22 protein-coding genes and 1 pseudogene are annotated in these 24,265 nt (G+C 76.6%); 11 read left to right on the top strand and 12 right to left on the bottom strand.

The features are described from left to right. From ACRYM6_RS05850 to ACRYM6_RS05840, 3 genes and pseudogenes are all read right to left on the bottom strand, one after another. Positions 1–1,133: pseudogene (locus ACRYM6_RS05850) on the bottom strand (hypothetical protein); the annotation flags it as partial. A 102-nt stretch (positions 1,134–1,235) separates the two neighbouring features. Beyond that, entirely contained in the window at positions 1,236–2,246 is a 1,011-nt protein-coding gene (locus tag ACRYM6_RS05845; RefSeq protein WP_432541795.1) for a zinc-dependent alcohol dehydrogenase, read from the bottom strand. Positions 2,247–2,301: 55 nt separating this feature from the next. Further along, complete coding sequence (locus ACRYM6_RS05840; protein WP_432541794.1) at positions 2,302–2,661, bottom strand: hypothetical protein; 360 nt, start codon at positions 2,659–2,661, stop codon at positions 2,302–2,304. A gap of 348 nt (positions 2,662–3,009) precedes the next feature. Here ACRYM6_RS05840 and ACRYM6_RS05835 point away from each other — a divergent pair, with 348 nt between their 5' ends. Continuing rightward, on the top strand, positions 3,010–4,332 hold the full coding sequence (locus ACRYM6_RS05835; protein WP_432541793.1) for a bifunctional o-acetylhomoserine/o-acetylserine sulfhydrylase: 1,323 nt from the start codon (positions 3,010–3,012) through the stop codon (positions 4,330–4,332). 64 nt (positions 4,333–4,396) lie between these two features. Continuing rightward, complete coding sequence (gene metX / locus ACRYM6_RS05830; RefSeq protein WP_432541802.1) at positions 4,397–5,596, top strand: homoserine O-acetyltransferase MetX; 1,200 nt, start codon at positions 4,397–4,399, stop codon at positions 5,594–5,596. A gap of 69 nt (positions 5,597–5,665) precedes the next feature. On the opposite strand, the gene ACRYM6_RS05825 is transcribed toward metX, so the two are convergent. After that, positions 5,666–7,042, bottom strand: coding sequence for a cation:dicarboxylate symporter family transporter (locus ACRYM6_RS05825; protein ID WP_432541792.1), 1,377 nt, complete (start codon positions 7,040–7,042; stop codon positions 5,666–5,668). Between the two features lie 50 nt (positions 7,043–7,092). On the opposite strand from ACRYM6_RS05825, the gene ACRYM6_RS05820 reads away from it, so the two are divergent. After that, positions 7,093–8,751 (top strand): sensor histidine kinase, encoded by a 1,659-nt coding sequence (locus tag ACRYM6_RS05820; RefSeq protein ID WP_432541791.1) that lies wholly within the window; start codon positions 7,093–7,095, stop codon positions 8,749–8,751. Beyond that, positions 8,748–9,446: a response regulator gene (locus ACRYM6_RS05815; RefSeq protein WP_432541790.1), complete on the top strand. Its 699-nt coding sequence runs from the start codon at positions 8,748–8,750 to the stop codon at positions 9,444–9,446. The genes ACRYM6_RS05820 and ACRYM6_RS05815 overlap by 4 nt, the downstream gene beginning before the upstream one ends. A gap of 121 nt (positions 9,447–9,567) precedes the next feature. Here the strand turns inward: ACRYM6_RS05815 and ACRYM6_RS05810 are convergent, their stop codons facing one another. Beyond that, positions 9,568–11,358 carry a putative bifunctional diguanylate cyclase/phosphodiesterase gene (locus ACRYM6_RS05810; protein ID WP_432541788.1) on the bottom strand — a complete coding sequence of 597 codons (1,791 nt, stop codon included), beginning with the start codon at positions 11,356–11,358 and terminating at the stop codon, positions 9,568–9,570. A gap of 107 nt (positions 11,359–11,465) precedes the next feature. Here ACRYM6_RS05810 and ACRYM6_RS05805 point away from each other — a divergent pair, with 107 nt between their 5' ends. Further along, a complete protein-coding gene (locus ACRYM6_RS05805) occupies positions 11,466–12,338 on the top strand; it encodes an SMP-30/gluconolactonase/LRE family protein (RefSeq protein ID WP_432541786.1) in 873 nt (290 codons plus the stop codon). A gap of 3 nt (positions 12,339–12,341) precedes the next feature. On the opposite strand, the gene ACRYM6_RS05800 is transcribed toward ACRYM6_RS05805, so the two are convergent. From ACRYM6_RS05800 to ACRYM6_RS05790, 3 genes are all read right to left on the bottom strand, one after another. After that, the gene (locus ACRYM6_RS05800; protein WP_432541785.1) at positions 12,342–12,629 is read right to left on the bottom strand and encodes a hypothetical protein; all 288 of its coding nucleotides are present in this window, start codon (positions 12,627–12,629) and stop codon (positions 12,342–12,344) included. A 57-nt stretch (positions 12,630–12,686) separates the two neighbouring features. Next, the gene (locus tag ACRYM6_RS05795) at positions 12,687–13,124 is read right to left on the bottom strand and encodes a MerR family transcriptional regulator (RefSeq protein WP_432541784.1); all 438 of its coding nucleotides are present in this window, start codon (positions 13,122–13,124) and stop codon (positions 12,687–12,689) included. Positions 13,125–13,303: 179 nt separating this feature from the next. After that, positions 13,304–13,837, bottom strand: a complete 534-nt coding sequence (locus ACRYM6_RS05790; RefSeq protein WP_432541783.1) for an inorganic diphosphatase — start codon at positions 13,835–13,837, stop codon at positions 13,304–13,306. 152 nt (positions 13,838–13,989) lie between these two features. On the opposite strand from ACRYM6_RS05790, the gene dacB reads away from it, so the two are divergent. Genes dacB through ACRYM6_RS05760 form a run of 6 tightly spaced genes read left to right on the top strand, consistent with a single transcriptional unit; the run spans position 13,990 to position 19,271 of the window. Next, positions 13,990–15,420: a D-alanyl-D-alanine carboxypeptidase/D-alanyl-D-alanine endopeptidase gene (gene dacB / locus ACRYM6_RS05785; RefSeq protein ID WP_432541782.1), complete on the top strand. Its 1,431-nt coding sequence runs from the start codon at positions 13,990–13,992 to the stop codon at positions 15,418–15,420. A gap of 46 nt (positions 15,421–15,466) precedes the next feature. Next, the gene (locus tag ACRYM6_RS05780; RefSeq protein WP_432541781.1) at positions 15,467–16,660 is read left to right on the top strand and encodes a zinc-dependent metalloprotease; all 1,194 of its coding nucleotides are present in this window, start codon (positions 15,467–15,469) and stop codon (positions 16,658–16,660) included. A gap of 1 nt (position 16,661) precedes the next feature. Then, a complete protein-coding gene (tilS, locus tag ACRYM6_RS05775) occupies positions 16,662–17,621 on the top strand; it encodes a tRNA lysidine(34) synthetase TilS (RefSeq protein WP_432541780.1) in 960 nt (319 codons plus the stop codon). An 18-nt stretch (positions 17,622–17,639) separates the two neighbouring features. Continuing rightward, complete coding sequence (gene hpt / locus ACRYM6_RS05770; RefSeq protein WP_432541779.1) at positions 17,640–18,191, top strand: hypoxanthine phosphoribosyltransferase; 552 nt, start codon at positions 17,640–17,642, stop codon at positions 18,189–18,191. A gap of 58 nt (positions 18,192–18,249) precedes the next feature. Continuing rightward, positions 18,250–18,867, top strand: coding sequence for a helix-turn-helix domain-containing protein (locus ACRYM6_RS05765; protein WP_432541778.1), 618 nt, complete (start codon positions 18,250–18,252; stop codon positions 18,865–18,867). Continuing rightward, entirely contained in the window at positions 18,864–19,271 is a 408-nt protein-coding gene (locus ACRYM6_RS05760) for a hypothetical protein (RefSeq protein WP_432541777.1), read from the top strand. The genes ACRYM6_RS05765 and ACRYM6_RS05760 overlap by 4 nt, the downstream gene beginning before the upstream one ends. 118 nt (positions 19,272–19,389) lie before the next feature. Here ACRYM6_RS05760 and ACRYM6_RS05755 read toward each other — a convergent pair whose 3' ends face one another. The 4 genes from ACRYM6_RS05755 to ACRYM6_RS05740 are packed head-to-tail and all read right to left on the bottom strand — an operon-like array spanning position 19,390 to position 24,255. Next, the gene (locus ACRYM6_RS05755) at positions 19,390–21,114 is read right to left on the bottom strand and encodes an acetyl/propionyl/methylcrotonyl-CoA carboxylase subunit alpha (protein WP_432541776.1); all 1,725 of its coding nucleotides are present in this window, start codon (positions 21,112–21,114) and stop codon (positions 19,390–19,392) included. Between the two features lie 8 nt (positions 21,115–21,122). Beyond that, positions 21,123–22,685: a 5-oxoprolinase subunit B/C family protein gene (locus tag ACRYM6_RS05750; RefSeq protein ID WP_432541775.1), complete on the bottom strand. Its 1,563-nt coding sequence runs from the start codon at positions 22,683–22,685 to the stop codon at positions 21,123–21,125. Further along, entirely contained in the window at positions 22,682–23,485 is an 804-nt protein-coding gene (locus ACRYM6_RS05745; RefSeq protein ID WP_432541773.1) for a putative hydro-lyase, read from the bottom strand. Before ACRYM6_RS05745 ends, ACRYM6_RS05750 begins: the two co-directional genes overlap by 4 nt. Beyond that, the gene (locus tag ACRYM6_RS05740; protein WP_432541772.1) at positions 23,485–24,255 is read right to left on the bottom strand and encodes a LamB/YcsF family protein; all 771 of its coding nucleotides are present in this window, start codon (positions 24,253–24,255) and stop codon (positions 23,485–23,487) included. Before ACRYM6_RS05740 ends, ACRYM6_RS05745 begins: the two co-directional genes overlap by 1 nt. Between the last annotated feature and the right edge of the window lie 10 nt (positions 24,256–24,265).

The raw sequence follows: 24,265 nt of genomic DNA, 5'->3' as shown, positions 1-24,265 counted from the left end.
CCCGCCCCGCCCCCCCGCGCCCCCCCCCCCCCCCCCCCCCCCCGCCCCCCCCCCCGCCGCGCGCGCGCCCCCCCCCCCCCCCCCCCCCCCCCCTCCCCGGCGGCGACGGCCCGCGACTGCGCGGCGAGGCGGTTCAGCGGCCGGGCGATGGCGCGCCGCACGACGAGCGTGCCGGTGAGGGTGGCCGCCACCACCAGCCCGCACAGGGCGAGCAGCCGCCGCAGCTCGGCGCGGGTGGCCTCGGACTGCTCCCGGGCCCGGGCGACGACGGTGTCCGCGGCCCGGTCCAGCACCGCCCGCAGCTCCGCGTCGCGCTCGGCCGCGCCCCGGCCCACCGTCGTCAGGTCCCCCGCCGTGGGCGTCGCCGGCGTGAGGGCCGCGCGGGCGAGGACGGCGTCGAGGCGGCGCGCGCCGTGGGAGCCGGTGGCGCGGGTCCAGGCCGCGGCCAGGCCGGGGTCGCCGAGGGCCGCGACCTCGGCGGCGGCCTGCCGGGAGGCGCCCCAGGCGCTGACGAAGTCGTCGCGCCGCACCGAGGGCAGCCCCGCGGCGACGGCCAGGTAGAGGCTCGTCTCCCGGGTGGACAGGCTCCCGGCGGTGGAGACGCGCTGGAGGTCGGACACGGCGGCGGCGAGGTCGCCGTCCAGGCCGAGGGACCGCGCGGCCCGCAGGTGCCCGTCGACGGCGCCGGACAGGTCGGACAGCAGCCCGCCGTACAGGCCCAGGCCACCGTCGAGGTCGCTCGCGCTGAGGGTGCGGGCCCGGGCGATCCGGGCGCCGAGGTCGTCCAGGCCGGGCCCGCCGGGCGGGTCGTCCAGCGCGCCGTCGCGCCCGGCGGCCGCCAGGGCCCGGTCGGTGGCCGCGGTGCGCCGGGTCAGCTCCTCGCGCGCGGCGGCGTCCAGGGCCGGGACGACCTCCTGCCCGATCGCGCTGCGGACGTCGTCGAGGGCGACGGCGGCGCGGACCTGCGCGAGCGCGGTGGTGGCGTCGCGGACGTGGCCGAGCCGTTCGTCGACCCCGACGCCCGCCACGCAGGCCAGCCCGGCGACGGGCACCAGCACCAGCGCCAGCAGGGTGTTCTGCAGGGGGCGGCTGCGGCGCGGCGGGCGGGGGGCGTCGGGTCGCGCGGCGGTCACGAGGGCGTCTCGTCACCGCCGGTGGTGGACCTGAGCCGGACCGGCGGGGACCACCCGTCCGCGCGGGGACCGTTGCGGCGAAAGGGTTCCCCTTCTAGAACCTCAGGGCTTCAGGAGGACCTTGAGGGCGCCGCGGCGGGCGGCGAGCTCGTCGAGGGCGGCCTGCGCGTCGGCGAGGTCGAACTCGTGGGTGATGAGCGGGGTGGGGTCCAGGATCCCGGCCGAGAACGCGCGGACGGCGTACGCCCAGGCGCGGGTGGGGGCGCCGAAGACGGTCAGGACGTGGACGTTGCGCGAGACCAGCTCCAGGGCGGACAGGTCGTCGGCGTCGGTGCCGGGGATGCCGGTCAGGACGACGCGCCCGCCGCGCCGGGCCAGCCGCACGGAGGTCCGGGCGATGCCGGGCACGCCCGCGGCCTCGATGACGGCGTCGAAGGTGGCGCCGAGGGTGCTCGCGTCGCCGGTGTAGTGGGCGGCGCCGCAGGTCGCGGCGAGCTCGCGGCGCTCGTCGTTGTGGTGCACGACGGTGACCTCGGCGCCCAGCCCGGCCAGCAGCTGCACGGCGAGCAGGCCCAGGGTTCCGGCGCCGACGACGGCGACCTTCGCGCCGGGGGCGACGTCGGCGAGCAGGACGGCCTCGGCGACGCAGGCGGCGGGCTCGATGCCGGCCGCGGCGCGCAGGTCGGCGCCCTCGGGCAGCAGGTGCAGGTAGCGGGCCGGCAGGGTCAGCCACGTCGACCAGCCGCCGGGGAGGGTGAACCCGGTCTCCTCGTAGTCCTGCGGCCAGCCGTCGGTGTCGCCCTCGACGGAGGCGGGGGTGCCCTCGGCGGTGCGGATGCCCTGGCCGACGACCCCGCGGCCGACGATCCCGTCGGGGACGCCGGGCCCGACGGCGGCGACGGTGCCGGACCACTCGTGGCCGGGGACGAGGGGGTAGCTGACGAACTCGGCGGGCCGGGTGCCGGCGAAGACCTCCCGGTCGGAGCCGCAGATGCCGCAGTAGGCGATCTGGACGAGCGCCTCACCGGGTCCGGGGTCGGGGACGACGGTGTCGGTGAGCTCGAGGGTGCCGGGTTCGGTGATCCGGACGGCGCGGCCGGTGCGCTGGGTCATGGGCGCAAGGTACCGGGCCGGGGGCGTGCGGCCGGACGCCGAGGCGCGGGCGGCCTCAGGGGGTGGGGCCCTCGGCCCGCTCGATGACCTCGTTCAGGGCGGCGACGAGGCGGCGGGCCTCGGGCAGGGACAGCTGGGCGGTGTCGCCGATGAACACGCGGGGGCCGAAGCGGCGCAGCACGGTCTGGCCGGCCTCGGCGTAGGCGAGGTCGGTCGACTCCAGCCGGACGGGGCAGGGTCGCTCGGCCCCCTCGTCGCCCTCGAGGGGGACGACGCGGGCCTCGTAGCTGTGCAGCCAGCCGCCTTCGACCTCCAGGCCGCGCGACGCCCAGCGGGGGGCGTCCCAGCGGATCACCTGGACCGAGTCGTCGGCCACCTGCGCGGGGGTGGCCGCGGGGGTGTGCTGCTCGTCCATCGACGCTCCACAACTGACTAGTAGGTGCTCAACGAGGGTGCTGCTGAACGTGAGTATTTGGTCGCACAGAGTTGCGGGGTCAGCCTGCCAGACCTCGTTCGATCTCGCTGGGTGTTCGCGAGAACACTCTCAGTCGATCATGAGGGCGTCGATTCGCCACCCGGGGGGAGTCCGCACCGCACGAGGTTGCCCGCGGGTTCGCCCCGGCGGCACCATCGGAGCGTGCTCCCACCGCTGGTCGTGCTCGACCCGTTCTGGCCGAGCCGGCGCGCGTACCTCTTCGACGGGCTGTGCCGGCGCCCCTGACGCGCCCGCACCCACCCGACGACACGACCCCGAGGACGCACCGTGAGCACCGAGAACACCCCCGCCGTCGACCCCGCCACCTGGAGCTTCGAGACCCTCCAGGTCCACGCCGGCCAGACCCCCGACCCGGCCACGGGCGCGCGGGCGCTGCCCATCTACCAGACGACCAGCTACGCCTTCCGCGACACCGACCACGCCGCGGCCCTGTTCGGGCTCACCGAGATGGGCAACATCTACACGCGGATCATGAACCCCACGCAGGACACCGTCGAGCAGCGCATCGCCGCCCTCGAGGGCGGCGTCGGGGCCCTGCTCGTCGCCTCCGGCCAGGCCGCCGAGACCCTCGCGATCCTCAACATCGCCTCCGCCGGCGACCACGTCGTGTCCAGCCCGCGGCTGTACGGGGGCACGTACAACCTGTTCCACCACACCCTGCCCAAGATGGGCATCTCGGTCAGCTTCGTCGCCGACCCCGACGACCCCGCCTCCTGGGCCGCGGCCGTGCGGCCCGAGACCAAGCTCTTCTACGGCGAGACGATCTCCAACCCCGCCGGCGACGTCCTCGACCTCGAGACCGTCGCGGGCGTGGCCCACGAGCACGGCGTCCCGCTCGTCGTCGACAACACCATCGCCACGCCCTACCTCGTGCGGCCCTTCGAGCACGGCGCCGACATCGTCGTGCACTCCGCGACGAAGTACCTCGGCGGCCACGGGACGTCCGTCGCCGGCGTCGTCGTCGACTCCGGCCGCTTCGACTGGGCCGCCTCCGGCCGGTTCCCCGGCCTGACGACCCCCGACCCCAGCTACCACGGCGTCGTGTTCACCGAGGCCGTCGGGCAGCTCGCCTACCTCATCAAGCTGCGCGTGCAGCTGCTGCGCGACCTCGGCCCCGCCGTCGCCCCCTTCAACGCCTTCCTCATCGCCCAGGGCCTGGAGACGCTGTCGCTGCGCATGGAGCGGCACGTCGAGAACACCGGCGAGGTCGCCCGCTTCCTCGCCGGCCGCGACGACGTCCTCAGCGTGAACTGGGCCTCGCTGCCGACCTCGCCCTGGCACGCCCAGGCGCTGAAGTACGCCCCGAAGGGCTCCGGGGCGGTGATCGCCTTCGAGATCGCCGGCGGGCTCGCCGCCGGCAAGGCGTTCGTCGACGCCCTCACCCTGCACAGCCACGTCGCGAACATCGGGGACGTGCGCTCCCTCGTCGTGCACCCGGCCTCCACCACGCACAGCCAGCTCACCCCCGCCGAGCAGCTCGCCTCCGGCGTCACCCCCGGCCTGGTCCGCCTCGCCGTCGGGATCGAGCACGTCGACGACGTCCTCGCCGACCTGCGCGCCGGGTTCGCCGCGGCGGCCGCGGCCCGCTGAGCCCCGCGCGTCAGGGACACTGGGTCGTCGAGCAGGGGGTCGAGCGGGAGTGGTGGTCGTCGACGTGGTGGAACTCACCGACGGGGTTCCCGGGCAGGTCGCGCGCGCGTTCGCGCCGTCGCCGCCGCCGGCCTCCGGCGGCTGGCGCGAGGGCGACCCGGCCGGGCACCGGCGCTTCGCCGACGTCGGGGACCTGCCGCTGCAGCTCGGCGGGGTCCTCCCGCAGGTCCGGCTCGCCTACGAGACGTGGGGCACGCTCGCCGCGGACGGCTCCAACGCCGTCCTCGTCGAGCACGCCCTGACCGGCGACGCCCACGTCACCGGCGAGGCCGGGCCCGGGCACCCCACGCCCGGCTGGTGGTCCGAGCTCGTCGGCCCCGGCCGCGCCGTGGACACCGACGAGTGGTTCGTCGTCGCGGCGAACGTCGTCGGCGGCTGCCAGGGGTCCACCGGCCCCTCCTCGACCCGCCCCGGCACCGGCCGGCCGTGGGGATCGGCCTTCCCGCGCCTCACCGTCGCCGACCAGGTCGCCGCCGAGGCCCGCCTCGCCGACGCCCTCGGCATCACCCGCTTCGCGGCCGTCCTGGGCGGCTCCATGGGCGGCATGCGGTCGCTGGAGTGGGCCGCGGCGCACCCCGGCCGCGTCGGCGCCTCGCTCGTGCTGGCCTCCGCCGCCGCCTCCGGGGCCGACCAGATCGGCGGCCAGAGCGCCCAGATCACCGCGATCGTGTCCGACCCGGGCTGGCGCGGCGGCGACTACCACTCCGCCCCCGACGGCCAGGGCCCGCACACCGGCCTGGGCCTGGCCCGCCGCCTGGCGCACCTGTCGTACCGGACCGCCGCCGAGCTCGACGTCCGCTTCGGCCGCGCCGCCCAGTTCGGCGAGGACCCGCTGGCCCCGCACGCCCCCGGCCGGTACGCCGTCCAGAGCTACCTGGACCACCACGCCGACAAGCTGGTCCGCCGCTTCGACGCCGGCTCCTACGTCGCCCTGACCGACGCCATGAACACCTGGGACGTCGGCCTGGGCCGCGGCGGCACCGAGGCCGCGCTCGCGGCGATCACCACGCCGCTGGTCGTCGTGGCCGTCGACTCCGACCGGCTCTACCCGGTGGCCGACTCCCGGCGCATCGTCGACGCGGCCCCCGCCGCCGTCGGCGGGGTGCGGGTCGTCACCTCCGCGTCCGGCCACGACGGGTTCCTGCTGGAGGTCGACCAGATCGCCCCGCTCGTCCGGGAGACGCTGGCCCTGGGCCGCCGCTGAGCACGGGGACGACGAGGGGGACCGCACCGGCGATCACCGGTGCGGTCCCCCTCGTCGTCGGGGCGGGCGTCAGGCGGGGACGCGCTCGCCCTCGCGGACGTCGGCGGTCTTCGCCGGGTCCATCGACGTCTCGTCGAACGGCCGGTTCCCGGCCAGGACCGCGGTCAGCTGCTCGCGGTCCAGCGTCCGGCTCCACGTCGCGATGACGAGGGTCCCGACGGTGTTGCCGATGAAGTTCGTCACCGCGCGCGCCTCGGACATGAAGCGGTCGATGCCCACGATGAGCCCCACCCCGTCCAGCAGGGCCGGCTTGTGGGAGGCCAGCCCGCCGGCCAGCGTCGCCAGCCCGGCGCCGGAGACCCCGGCGGCGCCCTTGGAGGCGATGACCATGAACAGCAGCAGCGAGACCTGCTCACCGACGGACAGCGGGTCGCCCAGGGAGGTGGCGATGAACAGCGAGGCCATCGTCAGGTAGATCGCGGTGCCGTCGAGGTTGAAGGAGTAGCCCGTCGGGACGGTGATGCCGACCGTGGACTTGTGCACCCCGGCGTGCTCCATCTTGGCGATGAGGCGGGGCAGCGCGGTCTCCGAGCTCGACGTCGAGACGATGAGCAGGATCTCGCGGGCGACGTACTTCAGGACCTTGAGCAGCGAGATCTTGGCGACGACCCGCAGCAGCAGGCCGAGGACGACGAAGATGAACAGCGCGCACGTCACGTAGAACCCGACCATGACGATCGCCAGCGCCTTCAGCGCCTCGACCCCGGTCTCGCCGACCACGGCGGCGATGGCGCCGAACGCCCCGACCGGCGCGACCCACATGACCATCGCCAGGACCTTGAAGACGATCTTCTTGATGGCCTCCACCGCCCGCAGCGCGGCCTGACCGGTCTCCCCGAGGCCCTGGATCGCGAAGCCGACCAGGAGGGCGACGAAGAGCGCCTCCAGCACCGACCCGTCGGTGAGGGCCGAGGGCAGGGACGTCGGGATGATGCCGAGCAGGAACTCGGTGGTGCCGCCGCTCTCGCTGGCCTTCTCGGCCAGCTTGGCGCCCTCGCCGCGCAGGGCGTCGGTCAGCTGCAGGTTCGTCGTCGGCAGCAGGTTGCCGACGACCAGGCCGATGACGAGCGCGAAACCGCTCATCACGAGGAAGTACAGCAGCGCCGTCCCGCCGACCCGGCCGACCTGCGCGGCCTGCCGCACCGACCCGATGCCCAGGACGATGGTGCAGAAGATGACCGGCGCGATCATCATCTTCACCAGGGCCACGAAACCCGTCCCCAGCGGCTTGAGCTCCTTGCCGAGGTCGGGGGCGAGCAGGCCGACGGCGATGCCGGCGGCCACCGCCACGATGACGGCGATGTACAGGAAGTGGGTGCGGTCGCGCTTCTTCCCGGCGGGCGGGGCGGGGAACGCGGAAGCGGAGTTCTGAGCGCCTGTGCTCATGGGACCCTCTCGGTGACGTCCGGGGGACTGCTGGTTGAAGGACTGGGGTGATGGTGCTCACACGACCGCCGACCGGTCGCGCTTCCGGTCGTTTCGTTCACGTCCCCGCCGCCGCGACCGGGCGCCGCCGCCGGCACTGGACGCTGGCCTCGCGCGTCCTCGTCCTCCAGCTGCTCGTCGTCGGGATCGTCCTGGTGGGCGCGACGGCGGCCCTGGGCTGGCAGCTGCGGACCGACACCCGCCGCGACGCCGCGACGCAGGTCACCGACGTCGCCGCCGCCGTGGCGCAGGCCCCCGACGTCCGCGACGGCCTCGCCGACCCCGCGAGCGCCGACCGGGCCGGCCTGCAGGAGCACGTGGAGGCCGTCCGCCGCGCGACCGGCGTGTACTTCATCACCGTCATGGACCGCGACAAGGTCCGCTGGACGCACCCCGACCCGCGCCGGATCGGGCAGACGTTCGTCGGCAATGCCGACGCCGCCCTGGCCGGCGGCGAGGTCGTCGAGACCTACACCGGGACCCTCGGGCCGTCGGTGCGGGCGGTGCTGCCGGTGCGCGGGCCCGGCGGCGAGGTCGTCGGCGCCGTCGCGGCCGGGGTCGCGACCCGGTCGGTCACCCAGGACCTGCTGGCGCGGCTGCCCGTCCTCGTCCTGGCCCTCACCCTCGCCCTCGCGCTGTCCCTCGTCGGCAGCTGGGCCCTGTCGCGGTGGGTCCGCCGCCGCACCCACGGCCTCGAACCGGCCGACCTGACCCGGCTGTGGGAGGTCAACGACGCCGTCCTGCACTCGCTGCGCGAGGGGCTCGTCGTGCTCGACCCCGCCGGGCGGGTGCAGGTGGCCAACGACGAGGCGCGGCGCCTGCTGCCCGCCACCGCCGACGGCGGGCTCGACGTCGGCCCGGCGCTGCGCCGCCTCCTGGACGCCGGGGAGGACGTCGTCGACGACGTGCAGGTCACCGACGACCGCGTCCTCGTCGTCAGCCGCCTCGACGCGCACTGGGAGGGCCGCCGCGTCGGGACGGTCGTGACCCTGCGCGACCACACGGAGCTGCAGGCCCTGACCCGCGACCTCGACGCCGTCCGCGCCCTGGCCGAGGCGCTGCGCTCGCAGGCCCACGAGTCGGCCAACCGGCTGCACGTCGTCGTGACGCTCGTCGAGCAGGGCCTGCCGGACCGGGCCGTCGAGTTCGCCACCGCCGAGCTGCTCGCGGCGCAGCAGCTCACCGACCTCGTCGTGGCCGACGTGGCGGACCCGGCCGTGGCGGCGCTGCTCATCGGCAAGTCCGCCCAGGCCGCCGAGCGCGGCGTCGAGCTCGAGGTCGAGCCCGACACCGCCCTGGCCGAGGGCCTGCTGCCGCCCCGGGACCTGGTGACCGTCGTCGGCAACCTCGTCGACAACGCCGTCGAGGCGGCGCTGGAGGCCCCCGGCCCGCGCTGGGTGCGGGTGCGCATCACCGCGCCGGGCGACCGCGTCGAGGTGCGCGTCACCGACTCCGGGCAGGGCCTGCCCGCGGGCCGGCTGGAGCGCGCGATGGAGCGCGGCTGGTCGCGCAAGGAGCACCGGCTGTCGCCCGGGGGGGCGCACGGGCTCGGCCTCGCGCTGGTGGGGCAGGTCGTGCGCCGCCACGGGGGGACGGTGCGCGTGGAGGAACCCGTGACGCTCGACGACGGCGGCGGCACGATCGTGGTCGACCTGCCGGTGCCGTCGTGATCCGCGTCCTGGTCGTCGAGGACGACCCCCTGCTGGCGGCCGGGCACGCCGCCCAGGTGTCCGCCGTGCCCGGTTTCACCGTCGCGGCCGTCGCCGGGTCCGGCCGGGAGGCGCTCGCCGCGGTCGGCGCGGCGGGGGCGGAGGCGCCCATCGACCTCGTGCTGCTCGACATGACGCTGCCGGACGTCGACGGCCTGCAGGTGCTGCGCGCGCTGCGGGCCGCGGCCGTGCCCGCCGACGTCATCGCGGTGACGGCGGCGCGCGACCCGGCCGTCGTGCGGCAGTCGCTGTCGATGGGGGTCGTGCAGTACCTGCTGAAACCCTTCACGGCGGCGGCGCTGGAGGAGCGGCTGCGGGCCTACGCCCGGTTCCGCGCGGACGTCGCGGCGGCGTCGGGGGAGTTCGGGATCGACCAGCAGGCCATCGACGAGGCGCTGTCGCAGTTGCGGACCGCGGCCGGCCCGGCGCGCGGGGTGGCGGCCCCCACGCTGCACGCGGTCGTCGTGGCCCTGCGCGAAGCGCCTGCGGGGCAGGGGCTCTCGGCGGCCGAGACGGCGGCCGCGACGGGGCTGTCGAGGGTCTCGGCCCGCCGCTACCTGGAGCACCTGACCACCACGGGCCGCGCCCGGCGCGAACCCCGCTACGGCGGCTCGGGCCGCCCCGAACTGGCGTACCACCCGACGTCGGCGCTGTGAGGGCGGGGGAGCCCGGCCGCGTCCCGGCCCGCCGAGATCGACTCCCCTCCGGTCGATCTCGGCGACCACGCACCGCCGAGGCGTCGCGCCACCGGGACCGGCCCCGATCGTACCGACCGCCTCAGCGCCGGTCGCGGGCCCCGGCCAGCCACTGCGCCGCCCGGTCCACCGGCACCGGCGGCGTCGCGGCGAGCTCGGCGGGCGGGACGGGGCGGCCGAACAGCCAGCCCTGCGCCAGCGTGCACCCCATCGCCGTGAGCAGGTCGGCCTGCTCGCGCGTCTCGACCCCCTCGGCGACGACCTGCAGCCCGAGCGCGCGGGCCAGCGACAGCAGCGCCTGCAGCATCCCGGCCCGGCGCGGTGACGTCGTGATGTCCGCCATGAACACGTTGTCGAGCTTGAGGTAGTCCGCCGGCAGCGTGTCCAGGCGGCTGAACGCGGAGTACCCCGTCCCGAAGTCGTCGATGGCGACCGCGACGCCGCGCGCGCGCAGCTCGTCGAGCGCCGCGAGCGCCTGCGCGGAGGACCCGTCGACGAGGCTCTCGGTGACCTCCACGACGAGCAGGTCGGTGGGCCAGCCGGTGGCGCGCAGGATCTCGTGCACGCGGTCGGGGTAGTCCCCGGACGTCAGCTCGCGGCCGGAGACGTTCACGGTCAGCAGCAGGTCGCGCCCCCACGCGTCGCGGACCTCGCGGGCGCCGCGGCAGGCGTCGGCCAGGACGGCCAGGCCCAGCTCGCCGATGAGCCCGCTCGTCTCGGCGGCCGGGATGAACTCGGCCGGGGGCACGACGCGCCCGTCCGGGCGCACCCAGCGGGCCAGCGCCTCGAACCCGACGACCTCCCCGCCCGGGCCGCCGGGACCGCCGGCGAGGGACACCAGGGGCTGGAACCAGGCCCGCACGTGCCCGCGGCCCAGGGCGTCGGCGAGGTCGCGGGCGGTGTCGGTGGAGGCGTCGTCGTGCAGCCGGGACCGTCCGCGGCCGGCGGCCTTGGCCGCGTACAGGGCGGTGTCGGCGTGCCGCAGGAGGTCGGCGGCGGAGTGCCCCCGCCGCAGCTCGGCGACCCCGGCCGACAGCCCGGCGGCGGTCACGGCCCCGCGCAGCCGGTCGACGAGGTCCTGCGCCTGCGCCCCGGAGCGGCCGGGCAGCAGGACGGCGAACTCGTCACCGCCGAAGCGGGCCAGGACCGCGCCCGCCGGCAGCACCGGCGCGGCCTGGTCGGCGATCGCCCGCAGCAGCTGGTCGCCCGCGGCGTGCCCGCCGCGGTCGTTGACGGTCTTGAAGTGGTCCACGTCCAGGAGCGCGGCCGACAGCGGGGTCCCGGACCGCTCGGCGGTGACGACGGCGGCCTCGACGGCGTCGTCGAAGCCGCGGCGGTTGCACAGGCCGGTGAGGCTGTCGCGGCTGGCGGTGGAGGCGCGCTGCACGAGGGCGCCGACGACGTAGGTCAGGGCGGCGCCGATGAGGCCGAGGCTGACCAGGATCCCGACGGGCACGTCCTGCAGGCCCAGGGCGGTGCCCCCGGCGACGGCGACGCTCGCCAGGTGCGCGGCGGCCTGGCGGCGGCTGAAGAAGTAGACGACGTCGACGACGATGAAGGTGTAGAGGCCGCCGACGGCCAGGGCGGTGGTCGCCGAGGGCATCAGCAGCGCCGCGGCGGTGATGAGGGCCGTGCCGAGGCCGACGACGGCGTGGTACCCGGCCGGGGGCACCCGGTGCCCGACCGCGAGCATGGCCGCCCCCGTCGCGGCGGCGACCGCCCCGAGCGCGAGCAGCCCCAGGCCCCGGGCGTCGAGGACGACGTCGGTCCCGGAGGCGAGGGCCACCGAGATCAGCCCGCCGGTCACCAGGAAGACCCCCATCGCGGCGGCGGTGGACCGCGAGGCGGTGACGGCGGGCGGGACGGCGGGCACACCGTCTTCTCGGCGCGTCCGGCCCCCGCCTCGAGGTGGGATCGCCCGTTCGCCCGAGCCGGGCCCGCGCCGCGCCCGGGGCCGGAGCGCCCACTAGGGTGCGGGACGTGGCAGCAGCGGAGCGCATCACCGACCGGATCGTGGGACACGGCGAGGGGCCCTGCTGGTCCCCGACCTGGGGAGGGCTGCGGTTCGTCGACCTCTACGAGGGCGACGTCGTGACGCTGGCCCCGGACGGGTCGACCAGCCGCCGGCACTACGGCGACGTCGTCGCCATCACCCGCCCGCGGGTGGGCGGGGGCGCGGTGCTGGCCGTCGAGCGCGGCATCGTCCTGGAGGACGCGGCGGGGGAGCTGACCGTGCTGCCGGAGCTGTGGGGGCCGCAGGATCGGCTGCGCATGAACGAGGGCGGCTGCGACCCCGACGGCCGCTTCTACGCCGGGAACATGGCCTACGACCAGGCCGACGGCGCCGGCACGGGCCGCGCGACGGTCTTCCGCCTCGACCCCGACGGCACGACGACCCCGGTGGTCGAGGGCGTGACGATCTCCAACGGCCTGGCCTGGAGCCCGGACGGGACCCTGGCGTACTACAACGACACCCCCACCGGGAAGACCGACGTCTTCGACTACTCCCGCGACGGGGGCCTGACCAACCGGCGCACGTTCGCGCAGGTCAACGACGACTCGGGCCGCAACCGGCCCGACGGGCTGACCGTCGACGCCGAGGGCGGCGTGTGGACGGCCCTGTTCGGCGGGTCGGCGGTGCGCCGCTACGCCCCCGACGGCACCCTCGACGCGGTGGTGGAGGTCGGCGCCCGCCAGGTCACGGCGTGCACCTTCGGCGGTGACGACCACTCCGAGCTGTTCATCACGACCTCGCGCGAGGGGCTCGACGACGACGACGACCCCGCGGCGGGCAGCGTCTTCCGGTACGTGCCGGGCGTCAAGGGGATGCCGGCGCTGCCGTTCGCGGGCTGAGGGTCAGCAGCTCACCGGGACGACGGAGCGCAGGGACGCGGCGACGACGAGGTCGCCGCTCCAGGTGACGTCGGCGCAGTCCCCGGCGCGCACCCCGGCCAGGCGCAGGTGGTCGACGTGCCCGCGGTCGAGGCAGACGTCGTGCCCGGCGGTGCGCAGGCAGACCTCCTGCGCGCCGGCGCGGGTGATGCGCCCGGCGGCGGTGGTCGACGCCGGCTGGTGCAGCAGGACGGCCCCCGCGAGGACGAGCAGGACCGTCGTGACGGCGGCGGGCAGCGCGCGGGTGAGCACGTGGGGCTGTCGGCCGGCCGGCGCCCCGCCTTGAGCGCCCGCGCCCGGGCCGGTGGGTCAGACGGTGTCGCGGACGGGCGGCTCGGGGGCGGGGGAGCCGCCGTCGGTGCGGCCCTCGGCCTCGTCGCGCAGCCGCTGCGCGAACTCCTCGGCCATCATCAGCCGGTCGCGGAGCTTCTCGACGCGGTCCTCGGCGGCCCGGCGGAACTCGTCGAGCCGGGCGAACAGCTCCTCGCGGGGGGTGTCCGAGGGGACGCGGCCGTCGAGGGCGTCCAGGACGGACAGCAGCTCGCGCATCTCGTCGAGGGAGAAGTCCAGCGGCTTCATCCGCTTCAGGATGAGGAGGCGGTAGACGTCCATCTCGGTGTAGAGGCGGAAGCCGCCGGGGCTGCGCCGGGTGGGGGAGACCAGGCCCATCTCGTCGTAGTAGCGGATGGTGCGGAAGCTGTACCCGACCCGTTCGACGACCTCGCCGATCTGCATGAGTCCGGACATCGATCCCCCCTGCTCGTGACCCTCGTGGAGGGGCGGTCGTCGTCGCGACGACAGTCGATCGTAACGGCCGGGCGCGCGGGGGCGGCACGGCCGCGGCGGTGTTCGCCCGTTCGCCCCCGGGGAGGGGGCCGGGGCGGGGCCGGGGCGGGGCCCGGGTCGGCGACCCGGGCCCCGCGACCTCAGTGGCCCGAGGCGCCCAGCTCGTAGGAGGTGCCCTTGGCGCGCTCGATGCTCGCCTGGATCTCCTTCTCGGCCGCCTCGCGCCCGGCCCAGTTGGCGCCCTCGACGCTCTTGCCCGGCTCGAGGTCCTTGTAGGTCTCGAAGAAGTGCTGGATCTCCAGGCGGTCGAACTCGCTGATGTCGGCCAGGTCCTGGATGTTCTCCCAGCGCGGGTCGCCCGCGGGGACGGCGAGGACCTTGTCGTCGCCGCCGGCCTCGTCGCGCATGTGGAACATGCCGATGGCGCGGCAGGTGATCAGGCAGCCGGGGAAGGTCGGCTCCTCGAGGATGACGAGGACGTCCAGCGGGTCCCCGTCCTCGCCCAGCGTGCCCTCGATGAACCCGTAGTCGTGCGGGTAGCGGGTGGAGGTGAACAGCATGCGGTCCAGGCGGATCCGCCCGGACTCGTGGTCCACCTCGTACTTGTTCCGCTGACCCTTGGGGATCTCGATGGTCGCGTCGAACTCGACTGGGGTGCTCACGGGACTCCTCATCTCGGCGCGGTGGGGCTGCGCTCTCGGCAGGCCGGCCGGAGGGCTCCCGGCCGGCGGACCGCGCTAGTGTCGCGCAGACGGGGCCCGTCGAACGAACCGGGCTGCACCCGCCCGTGACCGGGCGTAGCCGCAGGGACGGGGGGAGCACCAGCGTGCGCAGGGCCGCGACCGCGATCGTCACCGCCGCCACCGCTGTCGTCCTCGCCGGCGGGTACGCCGGGCTCGACGCCGTCGACGCCGTCCCCGGGCCCCTGACCACCACCCCCGCGCCGACCGCGACGCCGCTGCCGACGGCCCCCGGCGCCACCGCCGACGGCACCGCCGCCCCCGTCCTGCCCGCCCTGGACGCCGCCGCCCCCGTGCCCGACCCCGCCGTCCTCGGCGGCACCCTCGGCCCGCTGCTGGCCGACCCCGCGCTCGGCGCGTCCGTCTCGGCCCAGGTCGTCGACGCCCTCACCGGGGACGTGCTGCTCTCCTCGGCCGCCGACGTGCCCCGCACCCCGGCCTCCACGACGAAGGTCCTCACCGCCGTCGCCGCGTTGCGCGCCCTCGGCGGGACGACCCGCGCCACCACGCGCGTCGTCGACGGCGCCACCCCCGACGAGGTCGTCCTCGTCGCCGGCGGCGACGTGCTGCTGGCCGCCGGCGCGGGGGACCCCGACGCCGTCGACGGCCACGCCGGCCTGGGCGACCTCGCCGCCCGCACCGCCGACGCCCTGCGCGCCGCCGGCCGCACCACCGTCGCGGTCCGCCTCGACGACGCCTCCTTCACCGGCCCGGCCACCTCCCCGGGCTGGGGCACCGGCGACGTCGGGTCCGGCTTCGTCATGCCGATCGCGCCGCTGGCCGTCGACGAGGGCCGCCTGGCCGAGGGGGAGACCGCGCCCCGGGCCGCCGACCCCGCCCTCGGCGCCGCCCTCGTGTTCGTCCGGCACCTCACCGACGCCGGCATCACCGTCCTGGACGCCGGCGGCGGGCCCGTGGTGCGCACCCCCGCCCAGCCCGGCGCCCGCGAGCTCGCCGCCGTCGAGTCCGCCACCACGGCCGAGCAGGTCGAGTTCATGCTCACCACCAGCGACAACACCCTCGCCGAGGTGCTCGCCCGGCGCGTGGCGCTGGCCACCGACCGCCCCGGCACCTTCGACGACGCCTCCCGGGCCGTCGTCGACGAGGTCGCCGCGCTGGGCGTCGACGTGACCGGGGTGAGCCTGCAGGGCGGCAGCGGCCTGGGCCGCGACACCCGGATCCCGGCCCGCGCCCTCACCGGCGTGCTGGCCCTGGTCGCCTCCGGCGACCACCCCGAGCTCGGGACCGTGGCCGCGGGCCTGCCCGTCGCGGGCGTCAACGGCACCCTGCACGACCGCTACGACGAGCCCGGCTCCGTCGCCGCCGCCGGGGTCGTGCGCGCCAAGACCGGCACCCTGACCGGGGTCAGCAGCCTCGCGGGGTTCCTGCGCGACGCCGACGGGCGGCTGCTGGCCTTCGCCGTGATGTCGGACGCCGTGGCCCCCGGCGGGTCGGTCCCGGCCCGCCGCGCCCAGGACCGCTTCGCGACCGCGCTGGCGGCCTGCGGCTGCCGGTGACCTTGCCGGTGACCCCGCCCGGTGCCGGTCCGCGTACCGTGCGGGCATGCGTGCACCGGGGGACGAGATCGACGTGGTCGCGGGGGGTGTCGCGGGCGGGGGCCCGGACGACCTGCCCGCCGAGGGGACCGGGCAGGCGGTGGGACGCGCCGTCGGCGAGCTCGTCGACTTCGACCTCGCCGCCTCCGTCGCCGCGAAGCTGGTCAAGCCCGGCCCGAAGCTGGGCCGCGACGAGATCGACGACGTCGTCGCCGAGCTGCGCGCGGCGGCCGCCGAGGCCGCCGGGCCCGTCGCGGCGACCGCGCACCTGACCTCGCCGGTCCCGATGCCCCCGGCCCTCGTCGTCGACCGCGCGTCCTGGGCGCAGGCCAACGTCGACGCCTTCCGGACCCTGCTGGGTCCCGTCGTCGTCCCCGCCCGCCCCGGCGCCACCGCCCCCGGCCGCGCCGGGCTGGCCGTGGACCGCGCCACCACGGCCGTCGGCCGCCGCACCACCGGCGCCGAGCTCGGCAGCCTGCTGTCCTTCCTGTCCAGCCGCGTCCTGGGGCAGTTCGACGTCTTCGCCGGCGTCGACGAGGGCACCCCCGGCCGGCTGCTGCTGGTGGCCCCCAACGTCGTCCAGGTCGAGCGCGACCTCGGCGTCGACCCCCACGACTTCCGCCGCTGGGTCTGCCTGCACGAGGAGGCGCACCGCCTGCAGTTCGGCGCGCACCCGTGGCTGCGCCGCTGGGTGACCGACGAGGCCCGCGGCCTGTCCACCGAGCTGCTCGGCCAGCCCCGCGACCTGTCCGAACGCCTCACCGGCGCCCTGCGGTCCCTGCCCGACGTGCTGCGCGGCACCGCCGAGGGCAGCGGCGTCGGCCTCGCCGACCTCCTGCAGACCCCCGGCCAGCGCGAGCGCGTCGCCCGCCTCGTCGCCGTCATGTCGCTGCTGGAGGGGCACGCCGACGTCGTCATGGACGACGTCGGCCCGAAGGTCGTGCCGTCGGTCAAGACCATCCGCGCCCGCTTCACCCAGCGCCGCGGGCGCGGCCGGTCCTCCCTGGACCAGGTGCTGCGCCGCCTGCTCGGCCTCGACGCCAAGACCCGGCAGTACGCCGACGGCGCGAAGTTCGTGCGCGCCGTCGTCGCCGCGGTCGGCTGGGACGGCCTGAACGTCGTCTGGACCGCCCCCGAGCACCTGCCGCTGCCCGCCGAGATCGCCGACCCGGACGCCTGGGTCGCCCGCGTCCACGCCTGAGGTGGGCGGGCCGCCCCCGGCGGTCGCGGCGGTGCGCGTCGCCGTCCGCCGCGTCCTGCGCGACCTCGACGGCCCCGTGCTCGTCGCCTGCTCCGGGGGAGCGGACTCCCTGGCCCTGGCCGCCGCCACCGCGTTCGCGTCCCGCGCCGCCGGGTCCGTCACCGCCGGGCTCGTCACCGTCGACCACGGCCTGCACCCGGCCTCGGCCGACGTCGCCGCCCGCGTCGTGCGGCAGGGCCGCGACCTCGGCCTGGACCCGGTGCTCAGCGTGCGGGTCGCGGTGGGCCGGACGGGTGGTCCCGAGGCCGCCGCCCGCACCGCCCGCTACGAGGCCCTGACCCGCGTCGCGCAGCGGGAGGGCGCGGTCGCGGTGCTGCTCGCCCACACCCTCGACGACCAGGCCGAGACCGTCCTGCTCGGCCTGGCCCGCGGCTCCGGCACCCGGTCGCTGGCCGGGATGCCCGCCGTCCGGGGGATCTTCCACCGGCCGCTGCTGGGCGTCCCGCGCGCCGTCGTCCGCGCCGCCCTCGACGGGCTGGAGCCGTGGGAGGACCCCGCCAACGCCGACCCGGCCCTGACCCGCTCCCGCGTCCGGCACGACGTGCTGCCGCTCCTGGAGTCCGCGCTGGGCCCGGGGTTCGCCCGCGCCCTGGCCCGCACCGCCCGCGCCGCCCGCGACGACGCCGACGCCCTCGACGAGATCGCCGCCGCCGGCACCCCCTTCCGCGACGGCTCGGCCGCCGTGGCCGACCTGCTCGCCGCCCGCCCCGCCCTGCGCCGCCGCTGGCTGCGCGCGGCGGCGCTCGCGTCCGGCTGCCCGGCGGGGGCGCTGACCGCCGGGCACGTCGACGCCCTGGAGGCGCTGCTGCTGGACTGGCGCGGGCAGGGCCCGGTGCACCTGCCCGGTGGTGCGGAGGGGGCCCGCGCGTGTGGCAGGCTCGTCCTCACCCCCCACCGATGACCACCACGGGAGAACTGCGTGGACGCCGCGACCGCCGGTACCGACCTCGAGCACGTGCTGCTGACGAAGGAGCAGGTGGCGACCCGGGTCGCCGAGCTCGCCGCCGACCTCGACCGCGACTACGCCGACAAGGACGTGCTGCTCGTCGGCGTCCTCAAGGGCGCCGCGATGGTCATGGCCGACCTGTCCCGCGCCATGCAGATCCCGCTGTCGATGGACTTCATGGCCGTCAGCTCCTACGGCTCGGGCACCAAGAGCTCGGGGGTCGTGCGGATCCTCAAGGACCTCGACACCGACATCTCCGGCCGGCACGTGCTGGTCGTGGAGGACATCATCGACTCCGGCCTGACCCTGTCGTGGCTGCTGGCGAACCTGTCCTCGCGCGGCCCGGCGTCGGTGAAGGTGTGCGCGCTGCTGCGCAAGCCCGACGCCGCCAAGGTCGAGGTCGACGTCGAGTACGTCGGCTACGACATCCCCAACGAGTTCGTCGTCGGGTACGGGCTGGACTTCGCCGACAAGTACCGGAACCTGGACTGCGTGGCGACGCTGGCGCCGCACGTCTACAGCTGAGCCTCACTACCTATCGTTATCGCGATAGGGGTATCGCGATGGCGATAGGTTGGCGTCCGTGGATGCCGCCAACCCCCTGCGCACGATCGCGCCCACCGTGGACGCGGACGTCCTGCGGGTGCTGGCCAGGACGCACCGCCCCCTCAGCGGCGCGGCGGTGGCCCGCCTCACCGGCCGCTCCTACGCCCGCACCAGGGCCTGCCTGCACCGCCTCGTGGAGCACGGGCTCGTGGGAGCCGAGGACGTCGGGCCGGCGGTCCAGTACCGGCTGAACCGCGCCCACGTCCTCGCCGCCCCCGTGCTGGCGGTCGTCGACGCGGACCTGGCCGTCGAGGAGTGGCTCGTCGAGCGGCTGCACCGCTGGTCGCCCCCCGCACGGGCCGTGGTGCTCTTCGGCTCTTGGGTGCGCCGGGAGGCGGGCCCGGACAGCGACCTGGACCTCCTGGTGGTGCGCGCCGACGACGTCGACCCTGATGGAGCCTGGGCGGAGCAGGTGCACGCCACCGGTGGTGAACTCGAGGCGCTGACCGGCAACCCCGTGCAGGTCGTCCACGTCAGCGCCACCGACCTGGCGACAGCGGTACGTGAGGATCAGCCGCTCATCGGCAGCCTGCGGCTCGACGGCAGGGTGCTGGTCGGGCCGGACCTGAGGGACCTGCTGCGAGCGGCCTCGTGAGCGGACGCATCTCGCGGACAGCACCCTGCACTCCGGCCGATGCGCGAACCCGCCTCCGACAGGCCCGGCTGTACCTGGAGGTCGCCGAGCTCGTGCAGGCCGAGGACCTGGCCGAGGCCGCGACCGTCGCCACCGGCAACGCGGTCCTCGCTGCCATCGCCGCCGCCGACGCCATCTGCTGCTCCGCTGCCGGGATCCGCTCGCGAGGTCAGGACCACCGGCAGGCGATCGGGCTGCTGCAGGAGATAACGGGCGACGCGGCGCTGGCGAAGGCCCTGCGCGAGGTGCTGGACCTCAAGGACGCCGGCCACTACGGCCTCAGCAACGTGTCGGCGAGCGGCTGCACCACTGCGCTGCGACGGGCGACGACGCTGGTCGAGGCGGCGGGGCAGCGCGTCCGCTGACCCGAGCACCAGGGAGGGGAGCCCGCCGGCCGGGGATCCTCGGCCGGCACGTGGACTCACTCACCCACTGCCGATCAGTGACGCAGCACCTCCTGACGGGCACGAGCCCCGGCGCACCTCACCCGATCCGCGCCAGCACCTCCCCCGCGCCGACCGGCGCCCCTTCCTGCGCGACCCGCTGCACGGTCCCCGCCCGGTGCGCGGCGACCCGCGCCTCCATCTTCATGGCCTCCACGACGGCCACGTCCTGCCCCTCGTCCACCTGCGCGCCGTCCTCGACGAGCCACCGGGTCAGGGTGCCCGGGGTGGCGGCGGTCAGGGCGTCCTCGTCCGGGCCGGCCTCGGCCTCGGCGGCGGTGGCACGCGCGGAACCGACGGGTCCCAGCGCGGCGAGGAACGCGGCGGGCAGCCCGATCGTGGCCCTCCGCCCGTCGATCTCGACGCCGAAGCGCTGCAGCGCGGGCCCGTCGGCGGGGGCGGGGCGCAGCTGCGGTTCCAGCCGCGGCATCAGCTCCGTCTCGATCCATTGCGTGCCGACCGCGAAACCCTCCGTGGAGAAGTCGGGTTCGTCGACGACGGCGCGTGCGAACGGCAGCACGGTGGCGATGCCCTCGACCTGGAACTCGGCCAGCGCGCGGCGGGCGCGGGCCAGGGCGGCGTCGCGGTCACCGGCGTGGACGAGCAGTTTCCCCGCGAGGGAGTCGAACGCGGCGGCGACGGAGTCGCCGGCCTCCACCCCGCCGTCCCACCGGACCCCCGGGCCCGAGGGGACGCGCAGCACCGAGACCCGCCCGGGGCTGGGCAGGAAACCCCGGCCCGGGTCCTCGGCGTTGACGCGGAACTCGAACGCGTGGCCGCGGACCTCGGGGGTCGCGGTGAACGACGGCCCCTGGCCGGCGGCGATGCGGAACTGCTCGCGCACCAGGTCGACGCCGGTCACGAGCTCGGTGACGGGGTGCTCCACCTGCAAGCGGGTGTTCACCTCGCAGAACGACAGCGTGCCGTCGGCGCCCAGCAGGAACTCGACCGTGCCCGCGCCGCGGTACCGCACCGCGGCGCAGATGTCGCGCGCCGCCCGGTGGAGGGTCTCGCGCTGGCCGGCGCTCAGCCCGGGGGCCGGGGCCTCCTCGACGAGCTTCTGGTTGCGGCGCTGCAGCGAGCAGTCGCGGTCGCCCACGACGGTGACCGAACCGTTCCCGTCCCCGAGGACCTGGACCTCCAGGTGCCGGGGCCGTTCGAGGAACTTCTCGACGAAGCACTCACCGCGCCCGAACGCGGCCACGGCCTCGCGGGTCGCGGACTCGAAGGCGTCGGCGACCTCCTCGCGGGTGCGCGCCACCCGCATCCCGCGCCCGCCGCCGCCGTGCGCGGCCTTGATCATGATCGGCAGGCCGAACTCGTCGGCGAACGCCTCGGCCTGCGCGGCGTCGGCCAGCGGCGCGGTCGTCCCCGGGGCCAGGGGGGCGCCGGCGTCGCGGGCGATGGCGCGCGCCGTCACCTTGTCGCCCAGGGCCTCGATGGTCTCGGGGGCCGGGCCGATCCAGGTGAGCCCGGCGTCCTCGACGGCCCGGGCGAACCCGGCGTTCTCGGACAGGAACCCGTAGCCGGGGTGCACGGCGTCGGCGCCCGACGCCCGCGCCGCCGCCAGCAGCGCCTCGACGTTCAGGTAGGTCTGCGCCGCCGTGTCCCCGGGCAGCGCCACGGCCGCGTCGGCCAGCCGCACGTGCAGGGCGTCGGCGTCCTGGTCGGCGTAGACGGCGACCGAGCGCAGCCCGGCCTCGGCCGCGGCGCGGACCACCCGCACGGCGATCTCACCGCGGTTGGCGATCAGGACGGTCTGCATGGGGCTCCTCACAGTTCGGCGAAGGGGGCGCGCGGGCGGAAGCGGACGCGGGCGCCGGGGGGCAGCTGGCCGACGAGGTCGAGGTGGGCGTCGACGACGGCCCCGATGACGGGGTACCCGCCGGTCAGCGGGTGGTCGGGGCCGAACAGCACGGGCTGACCGTCCGGCGGGACCTGGATCGCCCCGGTCACCGCGCCCTCGCTGGGCAGTTCCCCGTCCCGCGCCCGCTCCAGCGGGACCTCCCCGGCCAGGCGCAGGCCGACGCGGTCCGAGCGGGCCGTGACCTCCCACTCCTGCGCGGTCAGGGTCTCCAGCGCGGCGGGCGTGAACCAGTCGGTGCGGGGGCCGAGGACGACGTCCAGCTCGACGACCCGCCCGCGGGCGGGCAGCGCGGGCGGGGGGTGCGGTCCGGGGTCGACGGCGTGCGGGGCGGCCGCGGGGCCGTGCAGCGCCAGCCGGTCCCCGGCGCGCAGCGGCTGCGGGCCCATCCCGGACAGGGTGTCCGTCGCCAGCGACCCGAGCGCGGCGGGGACGTCGAAACCGCCGCGGACCGCCACGACCGTGCGCAGCCCGTCGTGCTGGGCGCCCAGCCGCAGCTCGTCGCCGTCCTCCACGGCCACCGGGCGCGCCGCCGGGACGGGGACGCGGGTCCCGTCGGCCGCCCGCAGCGACGCGTCGATCCCGGCTCCGGCCAGGGCGAGCACCCCGGCCCCGGTGAACCGCAGGACGGCCCCGCCACCGGCGAGCTCGAGGGCGGCCGCGCCCGGGGCGTTCCCGACGGCGCGGTTGGCGGTGCGCAGCGCGCCGCGGTCGGCCGCCCCGGAGGGGGCCACCCCCTCGGCGAGGTGCCCGGGGCGCCCGGGGTCCTGCAGCAGCAGCTGGACCCCGGGGGAGACGACCTCCACGGCGTGCGCGGAGTCCACGGCCGCGGCGGGGGCGTCGCGCACGGGCACGAGCTCGCGGTCGGCCTGCCGGAACCGCACCGTGGTCCCCGGCGCGAACAGCGCCGGCGGGTCCCGGTCGATGTCCCACATCACCGCGTCGGTGCGGCCGATCAGCTGCCAGCCGCCGGGGCTCTCGCGGGGGTAGACGCCGGAGAACTTCCCGGCCAGCCCGACCGACCCGGCGGGGATCCGGGTGCGCGGGGACGGCCGGCGCGGGACGTCGAACGACGCGTCGTCGGCGACGAGGTACCCGAAACCGGGGGCGTACCCGGTGAAGGCGACCGTCCAGGTCGCGGCCTGGTGCCGGCGGACGAGCTCGTCGACCGAGCAGCCGAGGAACCCGGCGACCTCGTCGAGGTCCTGGCCGTCGTAGCGGACCTCGACGGTCACCGACCGCCCACCGGACGCGACGCCGGACGCCGGTTCGACCGTCCGCAGCCGCCCGACGAGCTCGGCGGGGGAGGTCACCCGCGGGTCGAGGACCACCAGGATCGTGCGGGCGGCCGGCACGACCTCGCGGACGCCGGGCAGGTCGGCGGCGACCAGCGCGGTGAACAGCCGGGTGCTCTCGTCCAGGTCGGCGGCCTCGACCATGACGGCGGTGTCGCTGACGGGCAGGAACCTCACGAGGCCCTCGTGACGTCGTACTCGGTGTCCAGCACGTCCGTGATGAACATGTGCCCCGGCGCGTGGGTCACCGCGAACGGCGGGCGGGACGCGAACAGCGCCACCTGCGGGGTCACCCCGCAGGCCCAGAACACCGGGACCTCCCCATCCCGGACGACGGGCGGGTCGCCGAAGTCGGGGGAGTCCAGCGAGGCGATCCCCAGCGCGGAGGGGTCGCCGACGTGCACGGGGGCGCCGTGCACGGCGGGGAACCGGCCGGTGATCGCCACGGCGTCGGCGACCCGGTCGGCCGGGACCGGGCGCATCGAGACGACGAGGTCGCCGCGCAGCCGGCCGGCCGGGGCGCAGGGCCGGTCCGTGCGGTACATCGGGACGTTGCGGCCCAGTTCCTGGTGGCGCACCGGGATCCCGGCCGCCAGCAGCGGCGTCTCGAAGGTGAAGCTGCACCCGATGAGCAGCGTGACGAGGCCGTCCCAGTGCGCCGTCGCGTCGGTGACCTCCTCGACCACCACCCCGTCGCGGAAGACCCGGTAGGCGGGCAGGTCGGTGCGCACGTCCGAGCCCGGTGCCAGGGCCGACTCGACCTGCCCGGCCTCCAGGACGTCCAGGACGGGGCAGGCCCGCGGGTTCCGCTGGGCGTACAGCAGCACCTCGAACGCCCAGTCCGCCGGGACGGCCACGAGGTTGGCCTGCGTCATCCCGGGCGCGACGCCGCTGGTGGGCCCGCGGCGCCCGGCCCGGTAGGCCGCCCGCGCCTGCCGGGCCTCGCGGCGCAGCTCCTCGGGGGCGAGGGCGACCATCAGCGCGCTCCCGCGGTGAACGGCGCGATCCCCACGCCGGCGTCGATCAGCGCGGCGCGGGTCGCCGCGGCCATCCCGACCGCTCCGGGGGAGTCGCCGTGCACGCACAGCGACTGCGCCCGCACCGGCACGTCGGTGCCGTCGATCGCCTCGACCACGCCCTCCTGCACCAGCCGCACCATGCGCCGGGCCACCAGGTCGGCGTCGTGCAGCACCGCGCCGGGCTCCTTGCGGGAGACCAGCTGCCCGGCCGGGGTGTAGGCGCGGTCGGCGAACGCCTCGGCCGCCGTGGGCAGCCCGGCCCGGTCGGCGACGTCGAGGGCGACCCCGCCGGCCAGGCCCAGCACCACGAGCGAGGGGTCGACGGCCTTGACCGCGGCCACGACCACCGAGGCCGTCGCCTCGTCGACGGCCATCGTGTTGTACAGCGCGCCGTGCGGCTTCACGTAGACCACGGCGTCCCCGACGGACCGGGCCAGCGCCCACACCGCACCGAGCTGGTACTCGACGTGGGCCTGCAGCGTCGCGGCCGGCAGGTCCAGGCGCTCGCGGCCGAAGTTCTCGTAGTCGCGGTAGCCGGGGTGGGCGCCGATCGCGACGCCCGCCCGCGACGCGGCCAGCACCGTCTCGCGGATGCCCTCGGGGCTGCCGGCGTGGAAGCCGCAGGAGACGTTCGCGCTGGTGACGACGCGCAGCATCGCCGCGTCGTCGGAGACCGGGCGGTCGGGGGTGTTCTCCCCGAGGTCGGAGTTGAGGTCGACGGTCGTCACGGGGGTCCTT

Origin of the sequence: Kineococcus rugosus (assembly GCF_050871975.1) — a bacterium.
Lineage (GTDB): Bacteria > Actinomycetota > Actinomycetes > Actinomycetales > Kineococcaceae > Kineococcus.
Note: the sequence above shows the minus strand (reverse complement) of the source record. Positions and strands in the feature narration are given on the sequence as shown.

Bases quoted from the DNA above. Each gene is read 5' to 3' on its own strand.
- ACRYM6_RS05825 (WP_432541792.1), bottom strand. From the start codon at position 7,042: ATGAGCACAGGCGCTCAGAACTCCGCTTCCGCGTTCCCCGCCCCGCCC.
- ACRYM6_RS05820 (WP_432541791.1), top strand. From the start codon at position 7,093: ATGGTGCTCACACGACCGCCGACCGGTCGCGCTTCCGGTCGTTTCGTT.
- ACRYM6_RS05795 (WP_432541784.1), bottom strand. From the start codon at position 13,124: ATGTCCGGACTCATGCAGATCGGCGAGGTCGTCGAACGGGTCGGGTAC.
- ACRYM6_RS05790 (WP_432541783.1), bottom strand. From the start codon at position 13,837: ATGAGGAGTCCCGTGAGCACCCCAGTCGAGTTCGACGCGACCATCGAG.
- ACRYM6_RS05780 (WP_432541781.1), top strand. From the start codon at position 15,467: ATGCGTGCACCGGGGGACGAGATCGACGTGGTCGCGGGGGGTGTCGCG.
- ACRYM6_RS05755 (WP_432541776.1), bottom strand. From the start codon at position 21,114: ATGCAGACCGTCCTGATCGCCAACCGCGGTGAGATCGCCGTGCGGGTG.
- ACRYM6_RS05745 (WP_432541773.1), bottom strand. From the start codon at position 23,485: ATGGTCGCCCTCGCCCCCGAGGAGCTGCGCCGCGAGGCCCGGCAGGCG.
- ACRYM6_RS05845 (WP_432541795.1), bottom strand. From the start codon at position 2,246: ATGACCCAGCGCACCGGCCGCGCCGTCCGGATCACCGAACCCGGCACC.
- ACRYM6_RS05840 (WP_432541794.1), bottom strand. From the start codon at position 2,661: ATGGACGAGCAGCACACCCCCGCGGCCACCCCCGCGCAGGTGGCCGAC.